At 36.2% G+C, this 3,571-nt stretch carries 4 protein-coding genes; 3 read left to right on the plus strand and 1 reads right to left on the minus strand.

The window, feature by feature from the left end; translation table 11 throughout:
* The coding region (locus V7137_RS27365; RefSeq protein WP_335700989.1) for a LysR family transcriptional regulator at positions 1-574 on the minus strand (574 nt) is incomplete at its 3' end.
* Between the two features lie 516 nt (positions 575-1,090).
* Between V7137_RS27365 and V7137_RS27370 the strand changes: the two genes are divergently transcribed.
* The 3 genes from V7137_RS27370 to V7137_RS27380 all read left to right on the plus strand — a co-directional run bounded on the left by V7137_RS27370 (position 1,091) and on the right by V7137_RS27380 (position 3,561).
* Complete coding sequence (locus tag V7137_RS27370) at positions 1,091-2,287, plus strand: acyl-CoA dehydrogenase family protein (RefSeq protein ID WP_335700990.1); 1,197 nt, start codon at positions 1,091-1,093, stop codon at positions 2,285-2,287.
* A gap of 42 nt (positions 2,288-2,329) precedes the next feature.
* Positions 2,330-3,109, plus strand: a complete 780-nt coding sequence (locus V7137_RS27375; protein WP_335700991.1) for an SDR family oxidoreductase — start codon at positions 2,330-2,332, stop codon at positions 3,107-3,109.
* 62 nt (positions 3,110-3,171) lie between these two features.
* The gene (locus V7137_RS27380) at positions 3,172-3,561 is read left to right on the plus strand and encodes a hypothetical protein (protein ID WP_335700992.1); all 390 of its coding nucleotides are present in this window, start codon (positions 3,172-3,174) and stop codon (positions 3,559-3,561) included.
* The last annotated feature ends 10 nt before the right edge of the window (positions 3,562-3,571 follow it).

The raw sequence follows: 3,571 nt of genomic DNA on the forward strand, positions 1-3,571 counted from the left end.
TCGTTACATCGTCGAAGTAAATATTTTTTAAGCTTGCCAACTCAGAATCTTTTCTAAAACAAACCATCATTTGGCTATCTAAAAGATAAGTTGTAGAAAATAGCTGATTTTCTTCAAGAGTAGTGGCGGGATAAAAATTAATTCCTATATCAGCATTTCCGTTAAGTACATCTTTTCGAACTTGATTTGCTTTATTTTCATTAATTTCAAGGGTTATTTTTGGAAATTTGGCTTTGATTTCTGCACAGGTTTTAGGAATAATCTCTTTACAAAAGCTAGAAACTGCTGAGATAGTTAGATGTCCTTCAATCTCAGCTGTATCCGATTTTGCCTCATTTTTTAAATCTTCAATACGATTGATAATCTCTTGTGCTATTATGATTATTTTTTTTCCAGTGGCGGTAGGCTCTAACCCAGTTCTAGAGCGTTCAAATATCTTTGCACCAAGTTCCTCTTCTAAGCTTCTAATCGCTTGACTTATTGTAGGTGAAGATACGAAAAGTCGTTCAGACGTATTCGCGATAGATCCGGTTTTTGCAATTTCAGTAATGTATAAAAGCTGATCAATCCGCATGGTTGCACCCCTTGTACACGAACCGAAATTCATGTTGGTTTTATCAATTTTTCTCTATAAGTGTGGTAAGCGCTAACATTATTGTCATGATTCTTCAATTTTTTGCTACCGCACAAAATATGGAGATAAACCTCATTCTTAATGCTCTTCCCTCTTTATGTCTATCTTAATATTTAATGAAGGTACCTTTCAATTCCTGAACTTTAAAAAAGTATAATATGAAATTATGATATTTGTAAATATTAATATTATTTTGAATTCAGGAGCGATGCCAATGGTGTCTCACGATAGATCTTCAAAAAGGTCCCCAGATTAAGGTTGCGATTAATTTGTTGGAAACAGAATGAACCTCAAAATAATTAGGAAGAGAAGATCAATTGAAAAACAGTTTTAGGATAACAGACAGTTTATTTTAGTATAACAACACAATTAGGGTTAATAAAGTAATATTAAAATCTTACTATACTTACCAACACAATTAAGGAATCATCATTATTTTTTGGGAGGGAAATTGCCATGGTTAAAACAACTAATTCAACAAATAAAACAATATTTGACTTGTTTAATACTGAACGACCGTTTTGCAGCGAAGAACATGAAATGTTTAGGACCTCACTAAGAAAATTTATCGAAAAAGAAGTGACTCCCTATTACGAGGAATGGGAAGAGAATGGTTCTATCCCTCGTGAGATTTACAAGAAAATGGGAGATCAAGGCTTTCTCTGCCCGCAGGTGGATCCAGCATACGGTGGTCTAGGTCTCGATTTTGGCTTCAATTTAGTCCTTTCCGAAGAAATGTCACGAGTTGGCGGAGGTACTGCCGGGGTAACCATTCACAGTTCCATTGTAGTTCCTTATCTTGAAGCATATGGTACGGAAGAACAGAAGAAAAAATATTTACCAAAGTGTGTGAATGGTGATATTTTAACAGCCGTTGCCATGACAGAGCCGGGTACTGGGTCAGACTTGGCCAGCGTTCGTACGACAGCCGTACGTGATGGTGACCATTACGTTATTAATGGGCAAAAAACGTTTATTACCAATGGAATTAATGCTGAATTATTTTTTGTCGTAGTGAAAACAGATCCTAATGCAACTCCAGCCCACAAGGGAGTTAGCGTCATCATGGTTGATGGAGATAGCCCTGGTTTTTCACGAGGTCGTAAATTAAAGAAATTGGGTATGCGTTCTTCTGATACTGCTGAACTTATTTTTGAGGACGCTCGTGTACCTGTTTCGAATTTGCTTGGTGAAGAAGGAAAAGGCTTCTATATTTTAATGGATAAATTACAACAAGAACGGATTATGGCTGCAAATGGAGCCTTCGCTCAAGCACAGGAAATGTTAAAGGCAACCATTACCTATGTAAAAGAAAGACAGGCATTTGGTAAACCCATTAGTTCTTTTCAAAACACTCAATTTGAAATTTCAGAAATGGCTACAGAATTATCAATGGCCCGCTCTTTCCTGGATAATCTTGCTAATCTGCACATGAAAGGTGAAAATATCGTAACCCAGGTATCCATGGCGAAGTGGTGGATTACGGATATGGCAAGACGGATGGCAGCCCGTTGCTTACAGCTATACGGTGGTTATGGATTTATGGAAGAGTATCCAATCGCCCGTCGATATCGCGACATTGCTGTTTTACCGATAGCCGCAGGATCTAATGAAATTATGAAAAACATAATTGCTAAAAATCTAGGATTATAATACCTGTTTAATACAAACCTTTCTCAAGAATAGGAGAAGAAAATGAACATCAAGGATTTATTTAACTTAAAAGGAAAAACAGCTATCGTTACGGGCGGCGGCCGAGGACTTGGTGAACAAATTGCACTCGCTTATGCAGAAGCGGGAGCAAATGTTGTTGTTTGTTCTAGAAATGAAGAGGCTTGCAAAGAAGTCAGTGAACGATTAGAGAAGCTTGGAGTGCGGTCACTGGCACTACAATGCGATGTATCTAACTATTATGATATTCAAAATGTTGTACAAAAAACAGTAGAAGAATTCGGTACCATTGATATTTTGGTCAATAATAGTGGTGCTTCATGGATAGCTCCTGCATTAGAAATGGAAACGGATAAGTGGGATCGCATTATGGATATCAATTTAAAAGGTGTATTCTTATTTTCCCAAGCAGTAGGAAAAGTGATGGTAGAACAAGGCTCAGGAAAAATTATTAATATAGCTTCGATATTTGGTCTTGGAGGTCAAGATCCAAAGATAGCTGATTCTATTTGTTACTCAACTAGTAAAGGAGCTGTGATTAATTTTACTAAAGATTTATCGGTTAAGCTTGCTCCATATAATGTCCATGTAAATGCCATTGCTCCAGGCTTCTTCCCTACAAAGATGACAAAAGCAGGATTAGATTATCTTGGTGAAAAAGTACTTGAAAGAATCCCAGCTGGTCGCATCGGTTCAGATTTTGATATAAAAGGTCCTGCTTTATTCTTAGCTTCTAAAGCATCTGATTATGTTTTTGGACATGTATTGGCAGTTGATGGCGGTACCATTGCACAAGTAATTTAGTTCCAAAGCACAGTTCATTCGATGACGAGAGGCTAGTTAGCAGATGCAATAAGGAGAGTAGAATGCCAGAAATAAACAACGAGTCCACTATTGCATACAAATTATTTGAAAAAATGCTAAATAGAAAAATTAAACGCTTTATCAATTGTCATCGATTCGTTGTGCTAGTAGATAAATTACTTAGATACCATTTAAAACGAGTCCGTTTTTACAGATTATTTGTAAAAAAATGGTTGGACTCCGAGGGATATTCTAATAAAGAAGAGATAGCTGATGTAGCGAAGAAGTATATTTCAATAGATGCTAAACTTGATGATTGTGACGACAGTTTATATAGCATGTCAAATAAATGGAACATAAAAAAACAATCACTTGCTATATTGAAAGGAAATATGATTGAGCTACAGATGATTTTGAAAGAAGCACAAGATGAAAATAAAAAGAATAAATAAATCCTGCTAG

This window comes from Neobacillus drentensis (assembly GCF_036962765.1).
In the GTDB taxonomy this organism is placed as follows: Bacteria; Bacillota; Bacilli; order Bacillales; family Cytobacillaceae; genus Neobacillus; species Neobacillus drentensis_C.